Below are 17,055 nucleotides of genomic sequence, written 5' to 3' on the forward strand. Positions count from 1 at the left end.
AAAGGATTGAAAAATGTATTAAACTTGAAACTCTAAAAACCTAAGCTTCTGTGTATGAAATTAAAACGACTGATTTTCTTCTGTTTGAGCGGGGCGTTGGCGGTCACGCTGGCATCCTGCGGTGGTTCTTCCGATAAAAATAAGAATGCTGACGAGTTTACGGCTTCGGAAGACAGCCTGAAAGAGCAGATTGAAGAAGTAGTCTACAATATACCTTCTCCTTCTGAAATTCCCTACCTGCTCCAGGCTACCGGCGCAGAATTTAACGAGTCGCTGCTGAATCCGCGCACCAAGGTAGATCAGTACGCTGCCCGCACCGACAAAGCAGCCCTCAACCTGGGGGTATATGCCGCAGATATCGGTTACCTGACGTCGTATGACAAAACCCAGGAAGCGATCGATTACCTGGGCGCCTGCAAGACACTGGCCGACAACCTGGGCATTATCGGTTCTTTCGATACCGAGATCCTGAAGAAGTTCGAAGCCAACATCTCGAACAAAGATTCCCTGACACACCTGCTGGATAAGTCTATCAAAAAGACCGAAATCTTCCTGAAAGACGACAGCCGCAATAAACTTTCGTCGTTGATCGTAGCGGGTAGCTTTATCGAAGGCCTGCACATCTCTACCGGCCTGATCAAGACCTATCCCAAGAACCTGCTGCCCACCGACCAGCGTGTACAGGTCCTGACCCCACTTACCCGCGTGGTGCTGGAACAAAAGAAATCCGTCGGCGAGCTGCTGAAGATGCTCCAGACCGTAGAGCAAACAGAGCCCGTAACGACCATGGTAGCGGACCTGACCGCCCTCGAAAAGGCCTATGCAGCCCTGAACATCGAGGAGCAGATCAAAGAGAACCGCGGTGACCTGATCCTGTCTGACAAGAACCTGGTAGAAATTACCTCGATCGTAGAAAAGCTCAGAAAGAACGTCACCGAATAAGCTTGGTACACATAGCGTAATGAATACAAAGAGGACTGGCCGACACCAGTCCTCTTCTCTTTGCAGCACATCTTTAACTATCTTCGCGTACCGAACGTAAGTGTATGAGCGAACCTTTACTGAAAGCCATTCTCCGGCTGTTTGCCGTTGTAGCCAAAGAAGACGATGTTACGCACCAGGAGCGGGAGCACATCCGCACATTTATAGAAGACCACGTCAGCCGCGCGGCCGTAGCCCGGTACCTGGCGTTGTTCGATGAATACGTTCAGGCCATGCCGGCCCAAACGGGTGACCTACAGGCCACCCTGCAGCGCGTACAGGCATTGTGCACCGAGGTGAGCGCCGAGCTCACTCAAAAACAGAAGGTGGTGATCCTGCTGGAGCTCATCAACATCGTGCAGGCGGACGGTGCCATTTCGGCACGCGAAGAAGAGCTGGTACAAGCGATCGGCACGGCCTTTAAAGTATCGCCCGCGTCGGTCGATGCCATCAAGACTTTTGTGCTGGGCAACGAATCGCGCCAGCTGGACCACGATCACATCCTGGTGATCGATGCTTCCACGCAGGGCTCCTTCCGGCAGGCACATCACCTATACCGCCCGGCGCTCAACGGGTTCGTGGCGGTTGTATACATCGAGCAGGTCGAGATCTACTTCATACGCTACCTCGGCCAGACCGACGTATACCTCAACGGTGTGCCCGTTAAAAGCGGCAAGATCGCCGTGCTCGCCGTCGGCAGCATGCTGCGATGGGACAAAGACGAGCCGGTATATTATGGCGACCTGCTGAACCGCTTCAAGAAATTCAGCGATTACCCGCGGCTGTCGTTCGAGGGTAAGGCCCTGACCTATAAATTCAGGAACGGCCGCCTGGGGTTGCGCGAGGTGAACGTCAGCGAAGAGTCCGGCAACCTGGTAGCCCTGATGGGCGCCAGCGGCGCGGGCAAGTCCACGTTGCTGCACGTGCTCAACGGTTCGGAAAAACCTTCGGGGGGGCAGGTACTGATCAACGGCATCGATATACACCGCGCGCCGCAACAGGTGGAAGGTGTGATCGGCTTCGTGCCGCAGGACGACCTGCTGATCGAAGACCTGACCGTATACCAAAACCTGTACTATGCCGCTAAGCTGTGCTTTAGCACCAAGCCCGAAGCGGAGATCGACGCGCTGGTGCTGCGGGTGCTCGAAGACCTGGGCCTCGAGCAAACCAAAGACCTGAAGGTAGGCTCGCCGTTGCACAAGACCATCAGCGGAGGCCAGCGCAAGCGCCTGAACATCGGCCTGGAGCTGTTGCGCGAGCCGGCCGTACTCTTCTGCGACGAGCCGACCAGCGGACTGTCGTCGCGTGATTCCGAAAACATCATCGACCTGCTCAAGGAGCTTTCGCTCAAAGGCAAGCTGGTATTTGCGGTGATCCACCAGCCCTCGTCCGACATCTTCAAGATGTTCGACAAACTGCTGATACTCGACACCGGCGGCTACCAGATCTATTACGGCAACCCGGTGGACGCCGTGGTATATTTCAAACGCAGCATCAGTCTGGTCAACAGCGACGAAGGCGAGTGCCATTCGTGCGGTAACGTAAACCCCGAGCAGATCTTCAATATTATCGAAACGAAGGTCATCAACGACTACGGGCATTTCACCAACGAGCGCAAGATCACCGCCGAACAGTGGAACACCGTTTTCAAACAGAACTACCGGCCCTTTACCGTCGAGACTTCCCGCGAAGTACCGCACTCGACGTTGAACATCCCGACGCGGCTGAAACAGACACACCTGTTCTCCTTGCGCGACCTGCAAGCCAAACTGCACAATACGCAGTACCTCGTCATCAACCTGCTGGAAGCACCGTTGCTGGCGTTCATCCTCGCGTTCATCGTTCGGTATTATAATCTCGACGATACCTCCCTGGCCGGCTATGTATTCGGCAAGAACCTGAACATCCCGGCGTACCTCTTTATGAGTGTGATCGTGGCGCTGTTCATGGGCCTCACGGTGAGCGCGGAAGAGATCATCCGCGACCGCAAGATCCTGAAGCGCGAAGCCTTTCTGCACCTGAGCCGCAGCAGCTATATCCTTTCGAAGATCTCGATCCTGTTTATGCTGTCGGCCATCCAGACCTGTATGTTCGTGCTGGTAGGGAACTATATCCTGGAGATCAAGGGCATGTTCCTCAATCACTGGCTGATCCTCTTTACCACGTCTTGCTTTGCCAACCTGCTGGGGTTGAATATCTCTTCGGGTTTCAATTCGGCCGTGACGATCTATATCCTTATTCCGCTGTTGCTCATACCGCAGTTGATCCTGAGCGGGGTGGTGGTAAAATTCGACAAGCTCAATCCCACTATCGGCAACACGGCCGGCGTGCCGTTCGTCGGAGACCTGATGGCCTCCCGTTGGGCCTTTGAGGCGGCCATGGTCACGCAGTTTAAAGACAACGCGTTCGAGCAAGAATTCTTTCTGTACGACAAGGTCATGGCGGCGGCTGACTATAAAAAGGTGTATTACCTGCCGGAGCTGGAAACACGGCTGCAGTATGCGCTTAACAACTTCGGATCGAAAGACGAAGCGGTACGCGCCCGTCTGACGTCCGACCTGGCGTTGATCCGCCACGAGATCGATAAGGAACTGGCTGTGGCCGGACAGACGCTTCGGGCGGCAGCGGGCCTGGCGGTGGGTAAGTTCGACTCGGCCACCTACGCCGAGGTATCGCGCTTTATCGACGCCCGCAAGCACTACTATATAAAACGCTACAACCTGGCCGACGGCAAACGCGAGCAGCTCGTCAAGCAGTATACCGACACGCCGGCGAAGGACGCCGCGTTCAGCGCCTTCCGCGAAGCGTATCACAACGATGCCATTACCGACCTGGTGAAGAACATTTCAGAAGGCCACCGCATCGTAGCCGTGGAGGGTAAGCTGGTGCAGAAGATCTTCCCGATCTACAAAGATCCGGATCCCGCGCATAAGATCGACTTTGATGCACAATTTTACATGCCGGCGAAACACTTCCTCGGCCGGAACATTGATACCTTGTATTTTAACATGGGTGTAGTCTGGTCCATGAGTTTGGTATTGGCGCTGACGCTGTACTTCGACGTGCTGCGCCGCATCATCGAAGGGCTGGGCAACCTGTCGAATCCTTTGTATAAGAAACCGTAATATTATCAGCCGGCTATGTTCTTCATTCTGTCCAAGACCCTGAGCTACCTGGTCATGCCGTTGACCATCGTCTTTATGCTGTTGGTGCTGGCCTTGGTGCTGCGCAACGCCCGGTGGAAAAAGATCTCGTTGTGGACGGGCATTGGGCTGTTATACCTGTTCTGCAACAGTTTCCTGGCAAACGAAGCCATGCACGCCTGGGAGATTGAAACCGTGCCCTATGTCGAAATGCGCCCGCACGAGCTCGGCATTGTGCTGACCGGGGCGACCATTCCCTTTCGCACCCCCAACGACCGGGTATACTTTCAGCGCGGTGCAGACCGCGTAACCCATACCGTGCAGTTGTATAAGTTGAAACTGATCAAAAAGATCCTGATCAGCGGAGGCAGCGGTATGTTGCTGCACGAAGAGGAGCCGGAAGCCAATAAGTTCAGGAAAGCGATGATGCTGATGGGGGTGGATTCGGCCGATATCCTGATCGAGAACGAAACCCGTAACACGGCGGAGTCGGCCCAGGAGGTTGTCAAATTGCTCGACTCCCTGCAGTACCGCCCGGAAGACTGCCTGCTGATCACGTCGGCCTTTCACATGCGCCGCTCGCTGGCGTGCTACCGCAAGGTAGGCCTAGCGTTGGAGCCGTTCTCCACAGACTTCTATTCGCATCCCGAAAAATATTACCTGGATGCTTACCTGCTGCCCAAGCTCGAAGCGCTCATAATCTGGCACAAGCTCTTTAAAGAGTGGGTGGGCCTGGCGGCATATAAGGCCGCGGGGTATGTATAGGGGCGCCCTATTGAGGCGTGTCGGGAGGTGAACGGTTCACAAATAAAAAGAGACCGTCCTGTGCGAACGGTCTCTTTCATGATAGGCAATATTTCTTTACAATCCGGCAGGTGACACCGGCAACCCCGTCGGGGGGCCGTACGAACCGATTTTTACCAGCGGTATCGTTGAACCAAACTTAGCATTGATTGCATTGATAAAGATGTTTGCTGCGTAAGCATATCCGCGGCTGTTGGGGTGTACGCCATCCTCCGAAAATGCACCGTAAGGAGGTGTAAAGTTCGGCGTGATCGATACATTGTCCTGGTACAGCAGACCGGCTTTTACAAACGCTGCGAATGTAGCATTGACATCGGCCAGGGCGATGCGCGAGTTTTGGGCTGCGACGCCCTTGATATGGTTGTTAAAGGCTTCCGTGCGTACGCGAACAACGTCGACCTCGGCTTTGGTAAGTGTATACTGGTCTGCCAGGGGCACGGTCAGGCCGATGATGGTGGTGGCATTACCGCCATTCGGAATGGTACCCAGCACAGAGCCGGCGGAAAGCGGAAAGAGATCTTCCGCCGTGGCCTGGCGCGCTTGCTCATAGGGCGCAAGGGCAGCGCGCTGCGCGTCGTTGATGGCATTGGCGGCGCGGAGCTGGTCGAACTCGGGGCCCAGATCGCTCAGACTTTCGTCTACAATCACGATGGCATTGTTGCCGGCGGCAAAGTTTATCTTTCGCCGGGTGGCATCGGCAGCATTGTGACCAAGGTATGCAACGACTGCATCCAACGCAGAATTAAAGCCCCCGAAGCCGGCATTTAACATGTTGGCGGTGGCGACATCCAACGGAATGTTGTTATACTTTACCGTTGTGAAATGCGGAATGGACGTTACATCGGGCACGTTGCCGATGACGCCTTTTATTGTTTCGCTGGAGCCCAACAGCGAAGAGATAATAGCGTTGTATCGTATTTGGAAGTCAGCTTCGCTGGTCAGTATCAGCTCGTTCGATCCGCCCGAGATGGCATAGCCAAGGACATCGTTGTTACCCCCCCAGAACAGAAAAAACGTGGGTTGTGTGGCCAATGCGTCGCCCAGTATTGTACTGGTGCCCGGGTTACTGGCGAAACGTTCATACAATCTGTTGTAGAGAGGATTTTCAGGGACGGCGGGTCCTCCGGCCTCCGGTCGTATGAAATGTAGTAGTTGAACGCCCGGCACCGCGAAGTTGTTGAGCTTTGACTTGTCACCCGCATAATTCGCCGGCACATCGGCCGTGTTATACGGCGCCGGCACGCCAGGCGCACCGGCCGGCGTCGGTAGCGGTCCTTTCGGCCCGGCACCGTCAGAGTCAAACAGGATCATACGGCCGAGGATAACACCCGCGCCGGGGTTTGAATAGGTGGCGTTATAGCCATTCACCGAGTTGATATCGGGCTGGTTAAAGGTCGCGGCCCCGCCCACACATTCCAGTTGGTTGGCAAGGATCACACCGAGTGAACTGTTCTGCCCCTCGGTAAACAAGGCTCCCGCCTGGAATCCGGCCACGAGCGATTCGCCGATGGTTACAAACTTCGAAAAGTTAGCGGAGCCAGGATCCGCACCTTCGCATTTGTCGATTACTTCCGGCTGCTGCAGGTCGATCACCTCCTGATCGCACGCGCTGACCAGGAGCATAAGCGAAAGGGTATAACCCAGGTATATAATCTTTTTCATGATCGTCGGAGTTGAAGCTTATTTAAAGAATTCGTCAAACGTGAGGGAAATATAATATTGCTGTCCTACGAAAGGACCACCCAGGTTGGTGCGGTAGTCGCCGCCACCAATGTTGGCACCACCAATTTTTGCGATGGTTTTGATCGCGGTAATTCTATAGCTCACTTGTGCATCAATTACACCGAAAGAAGGTACGTTCCACGAGCCGAAGTCAGATTCCCACAGAAACTCATCCTGCCACCGGTAGCTTATGTTGAAACCCAGTGTCTTCGTAAGCTTACGGTTGCCGATGCCCACGGAGAACTTGTTCTCCGGCGTGTTAAAGCCTGACCGGAAGTTAGGATCCTGATCCTTATCTTCGTCCAGCGTAGCGTAGTTGTAGTTACCGGTAAGCTGATAGCCTTTTGGCAGGTTATAGGTTGCGCCCACGCCCACACCGAACGAGCTTACCGTAGCCGCCGAGTTGACATAGGGTGAGAATACCGTGCCTGCCGGTACATTGTCGCCCTGGTGGGTGGTGGCATGGTTGCTGACCACATCCAGCGAGCCGATAAAATCTTTATAGGCATTGTAATAGGCATTGACATCCAGCAGCAGGTCGCCGCCGAAAACGCCTTTATAGCCTACCTCATAGGCGCGCAGCTGCTCAGGCTCTACATAGTCGACGTTGGCAATGACGAGCCGTGATGCATCGCCCGAAGCGATCGAGCCGTCTGCATTTATCCGGCCGCCATTGGCCACGAAATCTTCGTACGACGCCCGTGTCCAGCCGCCACCGTTGTGGATGCCGTAGCGTTCGGCATTTTTCTTCGCGCTGCCCAACAGTATGTTGGTGCCGGCGGGGAAATAAATGAACTGTGCTTGCGTGTCGGGATTGCGGAAACCTGTCTGGAACGACGCCCGGATGTTATGGTTTTCGTTCACGGTATATACGGCCGAGATGCGGGGCGTTACACGACCGTCGAAATTCTGGTTCTTGTCATAACGGAGGGAGCCGGTCAGCTTGAGGGCCTCTGCCAGTGTTTTGGAAATCTGGCCGTAGACACCGAACTCGTCGATGTTGATCCGCTCGAAGTCCGTACCGTCATCCGGCGCTTCGTTAAAAATTGTACCGTCGGAGAAGAGGCTGTACCGGCGGAAGTTACCGCCTACCTGAATTTCCGCAAACTTAATGCGGTCGGCAAAGTTATAGTTGAACTCGGCGTGGTACAAACGCGATTGATCTTTGAATTTGGCGCCGGCCGGGTCGCGCTGGAAGTAGTCGTTGCGCACGGACTCCACCAGGTCGTTGTACTCTTTTGTGCCTACCGCAGGCCGGGTTCCATCGGCAACTCTGCGAGCTTCGGCATGTGCGGCGGCAGGATCACCACCCGTTACACCGGGTACGTAGCCTTGCAGTGCAAGAAAATACTGGCGCGCATACGCAGGAGCCCATACGGTAGCGGTGGGGCTGATACGTTCATTCATGAGCCCACCAAGGGCCGCCATATTGTAGGAGTCACCGGCGTCAGTAGCGGTCATGTAGCCGCGCACAAAAAAGTTCTGGCCGCGCAACTCAACTTTGTGAAACTGCTGCGTGAAGTCGCGCAATGCATATTTCTGTGAGCCCTGGTATACAGAGCTGCCACCGCCGTAACGATAGTTATACAATGCTTCGATCTTGTCCGTAATGCGATAGTGCAGCGCTACGTCACCTTTTATGCTTTTTGCGTCATAGTTGTCGACAATGTCCTCTTCTCTCCAACCGGTACGACGTACGTCGAGCGAACCACCCTGGTACCCCGCCGGAAGCGCGGATGCCGGTATATTGATCACGGCTTCATCACCATAAGTATTCACACCATTGAAGTTCGGCTGGCCGCTCAGGTCTAGCGTAGACTCGGGCCGGTTCACATCGGTCTTATAGTCGTTGCTATGCCAGTCTTCAGCATCCATCATCGAGAAATTGACTTTGAAGGCAAACTTGTTGTTGAACGCCTTCGCATAGCGAATGCCGAAACTGGTCATCGGGTACGATTTGCCCTGTGCATCCGACGTTGTCAGTCCACCCTTGAACTGTGCGCTGAGACCCTGGTATTCAAACGGGCTTTTGCTTTTCATGATGAGAATGCCGTTAAACGCATTCGGGCCATACAGTGCCGATGCGGCGCCCGGCACCAGCTCCATGCTTTCCGCATCGAGCTCGCCGATGCCTACAATGTTACCGGTGGGGAAGTTCAGCAGGGGAGCCTGCGTGTCCATACCATCCACCAGCTGCACAAAGCGCACATTGGCGATGGTCGCAAAGCCGCGTGTGTTGACCTGCGGAAAGTTGAGGCTGCTCGAGGTGAACTGCACGCCTTTCACGTTGGCCAATGCGTCGTAAAAGTCGGGTGCGGAGGCCTGTTGGATCGCCAGCAGGTCAACCTTCTCGACCGTTACGGGCGAGCGCATGATGCTTTCTTCCACACGCGAAGCCGAGATCACGACTTCCTGGCCGAGCACGGTCTGCTCTTCCAGCTTAACTTCCAGGCCTGTGGTGGTAGCGTTGGTTACGGCCACTTCCACCGTCTGGTAGCCCACAAACGAGAAGGCCAGGGTGAGGGGAGGCGCGTCATTGGCTTTCAGGGAAAACTCGCCCCCTGCATCCGAAATAGTACCGATAACCCGTCCTTTGACGAGAATGTTGACCCCCGCCAGGGGTTCGCCGGTAGCGGCATCCGTAACTTTTCCGGAAATAGAGGTCTGAGCGTGAACGGCGGCCGACAACAGCGCCATCAGCACAATCGCTAACGAAGCTTTGTAGATTTTTTTCATGGGTTCAATACGGAAATAGGTTAAGTGAAAGGGGTCCTATTGGTGCCCGATTTGTTATGCATACCGAGCTTCCATATGGAAAAGTACAAAAAATCTCAAAAAAACAAACGTTTGAACAAGGCCGTTTGCATAATTTGAAGTGGTTATGAGCAAAATTTAATATACATCCGGACTTTTCGGGGGTAGGCATTTTAACGCGCCGGAAAAGGCGTTTTCGGGTGTAACGCAAACCCGAAGGGGTAAAAAAAGCCCGCCGTAGCGTTAGCGACGGCGGGCAAGCTCGCTGAAATTTTCACGAAGGCGGGCTTGCCCGCCGATGTGTCAGCGAAAGTGGGTTATTGCGGATTTTTAAGAACGTGCTTCACCAGGCGTTCGCACAGGGCGTTGATCTCGTTGCTCATGACTTCGTCGTTGGTGGCCCGTAGAATGCTCTCGCCGATGCCGCCGATACAGTCAACGTAGAACCGCTTCATATCCTCTACGGGCATGTCCTTGGCCCACAGGGCAATGCGCAGGGTGTTCTTGAGGTTGTGATCCCACAGGGCCACCATCATGGACTTGGTCTCACTCTGGCCCGGCTCCGGCTTATCGGTCGCGTCCCACAGGATCTTTTCGGGCATATTTTTGTCGTCAAGCTCGACGTCGAATTGGATCGATGATTTTTTCATGGCCCAAATATAACAGGTGCCGGCGGTTTAGTGTTCCCGGCTCAATAGCTTGTTTCGTCCAGCGTCACTTTACCTTTAAAGGTCCAGAATACGAACGTGGTATAGGCCGCCACCAGCGGCACGCCGATGGCCGCCACCGTCAGCATAATGCCCAGGGTCTTTTCGGACGAGGCCGCGTTGTACACCGTCAGGCTATTGGCCGGCGCACCGGCCGAGTAGAGAATGACGGGAAACAACTCCAGGCAGACGATCATCAGGGCCACGCTGATCACCAGCGCCGACGACAGGAACGCCAGCAGGTATCTGCGTTTCGCCACCATGCGGGTGATGCTGGCAATGCCCAGGATCATGATGACCGGTAGTACGAACATGGACGGACTGTCGTGGATCTGGTCGGCCATGTGCGGTATATACAATACCGTGTAGAACGACGTGATGACAAAGCTGATGACAAAGAAAATGGTCGTGCGCCGCACGATGATCGTGAGCTTGGCATACAGGCGGTCTTCGGTTTTCATTACCAGGTAGATCGCGCCGTGCATCATAAAGAGCGCCAGCGACGTGGTGCCGACCATACAGGCATACGGGTTGATGAACGACATGTCCGAGCCGCGGTATATATGATCTTTGTCGAGCGGGATGCCTTGCGCCACGTTGCCGAGCATCATGCCCAGCAGAAATGCCAGCAGCGCGCTCGAAAGGCAATAGCTCACGTCCCACAGGCGCCGCCACCACACCATCGGCTCTTTGCTGCGAAACTCAATCGAGATCGCGCGAAAGATGAGCGCCACCAGAAAGATCATAAACGGTGTATAGAACGCGGAGAGCAGCGACGCATATACCTCCGGGAAGCCGGCAAACAACGCGCCCCCGCCAATGACCAGCCACACCTCGTTACCGTCCCACACGGGGCCGATGGCATTGAGTGCAATGCGCCGGCTGTTCTCTTTGTTGAGGAAAAGGTGCAGAGCACCGGCGCCCAGGTCGAAACCATCGAGGATGGCGTAGCCCGTAAAGACGGCGCCGATCAGCAGGAACCACCAGGTAGCGTAATCAATACCGATAAAGGTTTCCATGGGCTAGGAGGGGTTAGCGGGGTGTGACGATTTAACAGACTCGGCCATTTCCAGGTGTCGCGGGCTGTGGTCTTCGCTGTGTGTGTCGTACGGACCGTGCGTGATCTTTTTGTTTAATAGATATATAAACAACGCGAACAGCAGGATGTACACCAGCGTAAAAAGAATGAGCGACGACAACACCTGGTTGGCTGTAACCGCTTCGGACAGCGCATCGGACGTGCGTAATAATTTATAGACCACCCACGGTTGCCGCCCCACCTCGGCGGTATACCAGCCCACCTGGTTTGCGATCTGCGGCAGCAGCACCGCCCACACATACAACCACAACAACCAGCGTTTGTCGAAGAGCGTGCCCCGCCACCAGAGGAAGGCAGCGTATAACGACAGCGCGATCAGGAACATGCCGATGGCGATCATGGTATGATAGGTCTGAAAGACAAAGTTCACCGCACCCGGCCGGTCTTTTTCAGGAATGCTGGTAAGCCCGGGCACCGGCTTGTTGAAGTCGCCGTGGATCATAAACGAAAGCCCGCCGGGTATAGAAACGCCCGAGGTCGTCTGCTCCTCTTTGTTCACCCAGCCGAACAGATACATATCGGCTACCGCGAGCGAATCGAAGTGCCCTTCCATGGCCGCGAGTTTTGCCGGCTGGTGATGCGCTACGATGTCGGCCGAGCGGTGTCCTGTAAAGAGCTGGAACAGCGAGGCGGCCAATGCCACCGTCAGCGCGATCTTAAACGATGCCCGCGACAGCCCGATATACTTCCCTTTTAAAAGATACCACGCGCTCACGCTGGTGACGAGGAAAGCACCGGCTAAGAAAGAGCCTGACCACACATGCAAAATGCGATCGACAGACGAAGGATTAAAGACCATCGCCCAGAAGTCGGTGATCTCCGCGCGGGCATCCATGCCTTCGCCCACCACGTGATATCCCGCGGGTGTTTGCTGCCAGGAGTTTGCCACCACGATCCAGATGGCAGAGAACATCGAGCCCAGCGTGACCATAATGGTCGAGAAGAAATGTACACGCGGGCCTACACGGTTCCAGCCAAAGATGAGGATGCCGAGGAAGCCCGACTCGAGTGCAAACGCAAATATACCTTCGGCCGCCAGGGCACTGCCAAACACATCGCCGACATAGCGCGAGTATACGGCCCAGTTGGTACCGAACTCAAACTCCATGACAATGCCGGTGGCGACACCAATGCCGAAGATCAGCGCAAAGATCTTTACCCAGAAGCGGGTCATCTTTTCATAGATGACATCACCGGTCTTCAGGTACATGCCTTCCATCAGTACCATCACTAAACCCAGCCCAATGCTCAGCGGCGGATAGATATAGTGAAAGGCAATGGTAAAGGCGAATTGTATACGGGAGAGAATTTCTACGTCCATCGGGACCTAAAGCTACAGCCTGAATGGTTATGGCACAAGCAGGAAAACATGTTAAAAGAAGTACCGCCGGGTATGAAACAATGATCCTGTTTAATACGTTTGTTCCAACGAATGCATGCGGTCCATTTCAGGCCATTCGTCAATCATTTTTTTACCAGCCCTAAAAAGAAATCCATGGAGGCTGGGTTTTTTAACGACCCGGTGTTCAGCACGGCCTTTGGATCTTTTCCCAACAGGATTTTCTTCACCGGCGTTTCGGTCTTTTTGCCACTGATAGTATACGGCACATCCGGCACGGCGATGATCTCATCGGGCACATGGCGTGGACTGTAGTCCGTGCGGATGGCGGTGTTGATCTTTTTACGGATGTCGTCCGTGAGGGCCACGCCATCCTGCATCACCACAAAGAGCGGCATCCAGAACTCACCGCCTGATTTTTCCAGGCAGATCACCAGGCTGTCTTTCACCTCCTTCACCTTGTCTACAGCGCGGTATATTTCGCTGGTGCCGATGCGCACGCCGCCGCGGTTGAGCGTGGCGTCTGACCGGCCGTAGATGATCACGCCCTGGTGCGGTGTGATCTGGATCCAGTCGCCATGGCGCCAGGTGCCGGGGTACATGTCGAAATAACTTTCGGTATACCGTGTAAAGTCGGGATCGTTCCAGAAATAGACCGGCATGGAAGGCATGGGGCGGGTAATGACCATTTCGCCTACTTCGTCCAGCAAGGGGCGGCCGTCTTCACTCCACGCCTCCAGGCTGCAGCCCAGCGCCCGGCATTGGATCTCGCCGGTGTATACCGGCAGGGTAGGGTTGCCGCCTACGAAGGCACTGCACACATCGGTACCGCCGCTCATCGATGCCAGCCACAGATCGTGCTTCACGGTGCGGTAGATCCACTCAAAACCTTCCGGCGGCAGGGTACTGCCGGTGGAGCTGACAGAGCGCAGGGCGCTCAGATCACCCAGTTCCGCCGGATGTATACCAGCTTTGATACACGCCAGGATAAAGCCCGCGCTGGTACCAAAGTGATGTATACGTGCCTGCGCGGCAAACTTCCAAAGCACGTTCAGGTCAGGATAACCGGGGCTGCCGTCGTAGAGTACCATCGTGCCCCTCGCCAGCAGGCTGCCGTGTATATAATTCCACATCATCCACCCGGTAGTGGTGTACCAGAAGCAACGTTCGCCGGGTTTAAAGTCGTTGTGAAACGTACCGTACTTCAGATGCTCCAGCAGGATACCGCCGTGTCCCTGTACAATGGCTTTGGGCAGCCCGGTAGTTCCCGACGAGTATAGGATCCACAGCGGATGGCTGAACGGCACGCGTACGAACTGCAACGCGGCGTCTGTCGGTTTGGTAACATCGCGCCACGAGACGACCGGCTTGGCCAGTGTGGGCGGCTCCGGGTGCGCGGAGAGGAGGATCACGCACTGTAAGGAGGGCAATGCGTCGACGAGCTCCTGCACGACGCTACGCTTGTCGAAGGTCTTACCGCCGTAGGTATAGGCATCGACGGCGACCAGGATCTTCGGCTCGATCTGCGCAAAGCGGTCAATGACCGCCGGTGTGCCAAAGTCGGGTGAGCACGACGACCATACTGCGCCCAGCGCGCTCGTGGCGAGGAACGCCGCCGATGCTTCGGGAATGCCCGGCATGTAGGCCGCGATGCGGTCGCCGGGGGTGACGTTTTGCACGCGGAAGAACTGCTGCAGCGAGGCTACCTGCCCGCGCAACGTAGCCCAGGAGGTTTCGTGCAGGGCGCCGCCTTCGCGCTGAAAGACAATGGCCGGATGCGCATCGGAGGCGCGGCGAAAGATGTGCTCGGCGTAATTCAGGCGCGTGCCTTCAAACCATTGCGCGCGGGGCATGGTGCCTGTCACGGCGTGTTGGTAGGAGCCGTCGTGTTGGATGTCGAAGTATTCCCACAGGCTTTGCCAGAAGTCGCCGGCCTGGGCTGTCGACCATTGCCAGAGAGCGTCGTACGCCGCGAAGGAAAGACCGCGGGTGCGGGTCAGCCATTGCGTGTAGCGCAGCAGGTTGGATTGCTGTATCGTTTCTTCCGAAGGAATCCAAAGGGGTTGCATAGAGGGATTGGGGTATGCGTTACTGTTCTTGCAGCAAGCGCAGGGCATCGATTTTATCCTGGGCCAGCTTGTGTTTCAACGTGTCAAGGTCCGGGAACTTCTCGTCGCCGCGAATAAACGCGTGGAAGCGCAGCGTTAGACTTTCGCCATACAGATCGCCGTCGAAGTCGAAGAGGTTTACTTCGATGGCGCGCTTCGTACCGTTTACGGTCGGTCGGTTGCCGATGTACAACATGCCTTTATAGAAGGCGCGGCCATGCTGTACGGTAACGGCGTAAATGCCGTCGGCAGGGATCAATTTATAATGTGTATCGACGTCGATGTTGGCGGTGGGGTAGCCCAGCTGCCGCCCGATGCGGTCGCCTACGACGACACGCCCCGTCAGGCTATACGGCTGGCCCAACAGGTGCGAGGCCGTGTCGAGGTCGCCTTCTTCCAGCGCCTTTCTGATCTTGGAGGAGCTCACCGCCACGTGGTCGACATCCTGCCGCGGGATTTCCTCTACGTCAAACCCGTAGCGCGGGGCGTTGAGCTTCAGTTGCTCGAAGCTGCCTTCGCGGTTGTGGCCAAAGCGGTGGTCGTAGCCGATCACCAGTTTTTTGGTGCCGATGGTCTGTACCAGGATCTTCTGGATAAACTCTTCGGAGGTGAGCTGCGAAAATTCCTTGGTGAACGGAATGCGCACCAGGTGCTGAATGCCTTGCTCTTTCAGCAGCGCGGCCTTTTCTTCAAAGGTGTTCAGCAGCTTGAGGGAGCGGTCTTCGGGCTGCAATACCAGTCGAGGATGCGGCCAGAAGGTGATCACCACGGTCTCGCCACCGTGTTTCAGCGCCACCTCGCGCAGGCGGTTCAGTATTTTCTGGTGGCCGACGTGCACGCCGTCAAACGTGCCACTGGTGACAACGGCATAGTCCAGGCGGGTAAAATCGTCGATTCCATGATAGATCTTCATGCTCCTGAGTGGTAGGCAAACCTACTGTATTTCGTCAATATACAGGGCGTTTTCGAGCGTATATTTCCCAATGCGCGTGCGGCACAATTCGGCCAGGTAGGCGCCCACGCCGAGGGCTTCGCCCAGGTCGCGCGCGATGCTGCGAATGTATGTGCCCTTGGAGCAAACAATGCGGAACGATACTTCGGGTAGGTTCACCGCCGTGATCTCGAACGCGCTGATCTCGACCTCACGCGGTGTCAGCTCGACATCTTTTCCTTTGCGGGCAAATTGATAGGCGCGTTTACCTCCGATGCGGATGGCCGAGTGCAAGGGCGGCAACTGTTGTATGCGTCCTTGCTGTTTGGCGGCGGCCGCGCGGACCATGTCCGGCGTGATGTGAGCGATATCCCGGGGCTCGCTCACCTCGGTTTCGAGGTCGTAGGAGGGGGTGGTCTGGCCGATGATGAAGCGGCCGGTATATTCTTTCTCCTGGCCCATGAACTCCTCGATCTTTTTGGTCATTTTGCCGGTGCAGATGATGAGCAGGCCCGTAGCCAGGGGGTCGAGCGTGCCGGCATGGCCGATCTTTTTCATCTTGAGCTTATAGCGCAACTTGTTGACCACATCGAACGAAGTCCACTCCAGGGGCTTGTTGACGAGCAATACGCGGCCTTCGCTTTCAGGAGCGCTTTCCATCTAAATAATGGTAAGGCCTACGTTGAGGTAATACAGCACCAGGATGAGGATGCCCAGTACGATGCGGTAATAACCGAAGAGCTTAAAGCCGTAGCGTGTCAGGAAGGTGATGAACGACTTGATCGCCAGGATGGCCACGACAAACGCGACAACATTGCCCACGGCCAGCAGGGTGATCTCATGCGAGCCGAAGTTGTTGCCGTCCATAAAGAATTTCAACATCTTGATAAACGTGGCACCGGCCATGGTCGGCACCGCCAGGAAGAACGAAAACTCGGCGGCGGTTTTTTTGTTGAGCTTCTGCGTCATGCCGCCGATGATGGTTGCGGCCGAGCGCGACATGCCGGGGATGAGCCCAAAGAGCTGGAATGCACCGACCTTGAAGGCGGTGGGGTAATCGATCTCCTTCGTGCTGTTTTCATTGTCTTTGAAGATCTTGTCAATGAACAGGAAGAAGATACCGCCGAGCAACAACGTATAGCCCACTACATCCACACGCTCCAGCAGGGCATCGATAAAATCGTTCAGGAGCAGCCCCAGGATGGCTACCGGCAGAAATGCCACGACGAGCTTATAATAAAAGTCAAAGGACTGAAAGAACCGTTTCCAGTACAGTACGATGACCGACAGGATGGCCCCCAGCTGGATGGCCACGGTGAACATCTTGACAAACGGGTCGGTGCCGATGCCCATCAGCGACGAGCCGATGATCATGTGGCCGGTAGAGGAGATCGGCAGGAACTCCGTAACGCCCTCGATGATGGCGAGGATGATAGCTTGCAGGATAGACATGGACGAAGTGTACTG

At 55.5% G+C, this 17,055-nt stretch carries 12 protein-coding genes; 3 read left to right on the forward strand and 9 right to left on the reverse strand.

From position 1 onward, the window contains the following. Positions 1-54: 54 nt before the first annotated feature. From KK078_RS12015 to KK078_RS12025, 3 genes are all read left to right on the forward strand, one after another. Positions 55-942: a hypothetical protein gene (locus tag KK078_RS12015; protein ID WP_254090522.1), complete on the forward strand. Its 888-nt coding sequence runs from the start codon at positions 55-57 to the stop codon at positions 940-942. A gap of 104 nt (positions 943-1,046) precedes the next feature. Next, complete coding sequence (locus KK078_RS12020; RefSeq protein WP_254090523.1) at positions 1,047-4,106, forward strand: ATP-binding cassette domain-containing protein; 3,060 nt, start codon at positions 1,047-1,049, stop codon at positions 4,104-4,106. Between the two features lie 15 nt (positions 4,107-4,121). Then, the gene (locus tag KK078_RS12025) at positions 4,122-4,889 is read left to right on the forward strand and encodes a YdcF family protein (RefSeq protein ID WP_254090524.1); all 768 of its coding nucleotides are present in this window, start codon (positions 4,122-4,124) and stop codon (positions 4,887-4,889) included. Between the two features lie 96 nt (positions 4,890-4,985). Here the strand turns inward: KK078_RS12025 and KK078_RS12030 are convergent, their stop codons facing one another. The 9 genes from KK078_RS12030 to KK078_RS12070 form a co-directional block, all read right to left on the reverse strand. After that, positions 4,986-6,590, reverse strand: coding sequence for an SGNH/GDSL hydrolase family protein (locus KK078_RS12030; RefSeq protein WP_254090525.1), 1,605 nt, complete (start codon positions 6,588-6,590; stop codon positions 4,986-4,988). An 18-nt stretch (positions 6,591-6,608) separates the two neighbouring features. Then, the gene (locus KK078_RS12035) at positions 6,609-9,386 is read right to left on the reverse strand and encodes a TonB-dependent receptor (RefSeq protein ID WP_254090526.1); all 2,778 of its coding nucleotides are present in this window, start codon (positions 9,384-9,386) and stop codon (positions 6,609-6,611) included. 335 nt (positions 9,387-9,721) lie between these two features. Next, the gene (gldC, locus tag KK078_RS12040; RefSeq protein ID WP_254090527.1) at positions 9,722-10,054 is read right to left on the reverse strand and encodes a gliding motility protein GldC; all 333 of its coding nucleotides are present in this window, start codon (positions 10,052-10,054) and stop codon (positions 9,722-9,724) included. Positions 10,055-10,095: 41 nt separating this feature from the next. Beyond that, positions 10,096-11,130, reverse strand: a complete 1,035-nt coding sequence (gene cydB / locus KK078_RS12045) for a cytochrome d ubiquinol oxidase subunit II (RefSeq protein WP_254090528.1) — start codon at positions 11,128-11,130, stop codon at positions 10,096-10,098. Between the two features lie 3 nt (positions 11,131-11,133). Beyond that, a complete protein-coding gene (locus KK078_RS12050) occupies positions 11,134-12,531 on the reverse strand; it encodes a cytochrome ubiquinol oxidase subunit I (RefSeq protein ID WP_254090529.1) in 1,398 nt (465 codons plus the stop codon). 143 nt (positions 12,532-12,674) lie between these two features. After that, positions 12,675-14,618 (reverse strand): acetoacetate--CoA ligase, encoded by a 1,944-nt coding sequence (locus tag KK078_RS12055; protein WP_254090530.1) that lies wholly within the window; start codon positions 14,616-14,618, stop codon positions 12,675-12,677. A gap of 19 nt (positions 14,619-14,637) precedes the next feature. Continuing rightward, positions 14,638-15,570 (reverse strand): bifunctional riboflavin kinase/FAD synthetase, encoded by a 933-nt coding sequence (locus KK078_RS12060; protein WP_254090531.1) that lies wholly within the window; start codon positions 15,568-15,570, stop codon positions 14,638-14,640. Between the two features lie 21 nt (positions 15,571-15,591). Beyond that, on the reverse strand, positions 15,592-16,248 hold the full coding sequence (gene truB / locus KK078_RS12065; RefSeq protein ID WP_254090532.1) for a tRNA pseudouridine(55) synthase TruB: 657 nt from the start codon (positions 16,246-16,248) through the stop codon (positions 15,592-15,594). Beyond that, a complete protein-coding gene (locus KK078_RS12070; protein ID WP_254090533.1) occupies positions 16,249-17,040 on the reverse strand; it encodes an undecaprenyl-diphosphate phosphatase in 792 nt (263 codons plus the stop codon). Positions 17,041-17,055 lie beyond the last annotated feature (15 nt).

Source organism: Dawidia soli, from assembly GCF_018598185.1.
Taxonomy (GTDB): Bacteria; Bacteroidota; Bacteroidia; order Cytophagales; family Cyclobacteriaceae; genus Ohtaekwangia; species Ohtaekwangia soli.

Bases quoted from the DNA above. Each gene is read 5' to 3' on its own strand.
- KK078_RS12035 (WP_254090526.1), bottom strand. From the start codon at position 9,386: ATGAAAAAAATCTACAAAGCTTCGTTAGCGATTGTGCTGATGGCGCTG.
- KK078_RS12015 (WP_254090522.1), top strand. From the start codon at position 55: ATGAAATTAAAACGACTGATTTTCTTCTGTTTGAGCGGGGCGTTGGCG.
- KK078_RS12070 (WP_254090533.1), bottom strand. From the start codon at position 17,040: ATGTCTATCCTGCAAGCTATCATCCTCGCCATCATCGAGGGCGTTACG.
- KK078_RS12025 (WP_254090524.1), top strand. From the start codon at position 4,122: ATGTTCTTCATTCTGTCCAAGACCCTGAGCTACCTGGTCATGCCGTTG.
- truB (WP_254090532.1), bottom strand. From the start codon at position 16,248: ATGGAAAGCGCTCCTGAAAGCGAAGGCCGCGTATTGCTCGTCAACAAG.
- KK078_RS12050 (WP_254090529.1), bottom strand. From the start codon at position 12,531: ATGGACGTAGAAATTCTCTCCCGTATACAATTCGCCTTTACCATTGCC.
- KK078_RS12020 (WP_254090523.1), top strand. From the start codon at position 1,047: ATGAGCGAACCTTTACTGAAAGCCATTCTCCGGCTGTTTGCCGTTGTA.
- gldC (WP_254090527.1), bottom strand. From the start codon at position 10,054: ATGAAAAAATCATCGATCCAATTCGACGTCGAGCTTGACGACAAAAAT.
- KK078_RS12060 (WP_254090531.1), bottom strand. From the start codon at position 15,570: ATGAAGATCTATCATGGAATCGACGATTTTACCCGCCTGGACTATGCC.
- cydB (WP_254090528.1), bottom strand. From the start codon at position 11,130: ATGGAAACCTTTATCGGTATTGATTACGCTACCTGGTGGTTCCTGCTG.
- KK078_RS12030 (WP_254090525.1), bottom strand. From the start codon at position 6,590: ATGAAAAAGATTATATACCTGGGTTATACCCTTTCGCTTATGCTCCTG.
- KK078_RS12055 (WP_254090530.1), bottom strand. From the start codon at position 14,618: ATGCAACCCCTTTGGATTCCTTCGGAAGAAACGATACAGCAATCCAAC.